The 1,037-nt window shown below is 44.3% G+C and carries 1 protein-coding gene; it reads left to right on the top strand.

Going from position 1 to position 1,037, the window contains the following annotated elements; translation table 11 throughout:
* Positions 1-479 (top strand): cell wall metabolism sensor histidine kinase WalK (locus Q0256_RS06960; protein ID WP_297961556.1); only part of this gene is annotated, 479 nt, incomplete at its 5' end.
* Positions 480-1,037 lie beyond the last annotated feature (558 nt).

Here is a 1,037-nt window from a genome sequence, read left to right as displayed (position 1 = left end):
TTGCCCGCTTGCAGTGTGGCGTGCATTTGGCACCCGTAAGCTTAAGCAAAATCGCAAGCGAGTGCGCGCAAGACTTTCAACTTTTGTGCGCACAAAAGGGGCTAAGCTTTAGCTCGCAGATAGCCGAGGGCGTGCGCGTAAACGGCGATGAGCTGCTTTTGATCAGGCTGATTAACAATCTTTTAAGCAATGCTTTAAAATTTACGCGCAGCAGCGTCATTTTAGAGCTTTGCGTGAGCGCAGACGCGTGCGAACTTAGCATAAGCGACGACGGAGAGGGCATCGAGCCTACCTTACAAAATAAAATTTGGGACAAGCTCTATCAAATCGAGCGCTCCAGAAATCACGAGCAAAATAGTGGCGCGGGGCTCGGACTAGCCATCGCCTCACAAATCGCAAAGATCCATGGCGCGCAGATTTCACTACGTAGCAAAGTAGGACGCGGAAGCAAATTTAGCGTAAAGCTTAAGAAGGTTTAGGCAGTTTTGTGGGCTTGGTGGCATAAAGAAATGCTGGGCGGCGAAATTCTTAAAATTTTATCGCCTATTGTTGCTTAAAATTTAACGACTATAGCCGTATATAGGGGCGATGGTGTAATTTTAAAATTAGGCCGGCGTCGCCAATAATATCGGATGATTTTTGCGATAGTCGTGCGCTTTTAAATTTAAATGGGCCAAATTAAATGGGCCAAATTTTAAAATTTAGTTTTACCGCGAAATTCCACGGCGAATTAATAAGGCAAGGCGCGGCATTTTGCCCTTGGGCGAATTAATAAGGCAAGCGCTTTAGAGCTTAAGTAGGCCGGCGCGGGTAATTTAAGAATTTTGAGATATGCAGCAAAATAAGCCTTCGCTGAAATTTCACGGCGCAGTATTACAGGATAAACCTTTGCTAAAATTCTAAGACGCCACATTCGGCTATAGAGAATTTAAATTTAGGAGCATCTAGCGACCGAGTAAAATTTAAATACAACGACGTATAAACACAAAAAGACGAGCCGCTCTACTCAAAGATATTTTTGTGGAGAATTTCCTCCA

The organism is uncultured Campylobacter sp. (assembly GCF_937949835.1).
Classification (GTDB): domain Bacteria; phylum Campylobacterota; class Campylobacteria; order Campylobacterales; family Campylobacteraceae; genus Campylobacter_B.
Note: the sequence above shows the minus strand (reverse complement) of the source record. Positions and strands in the feature narration are given on the sequence as shown.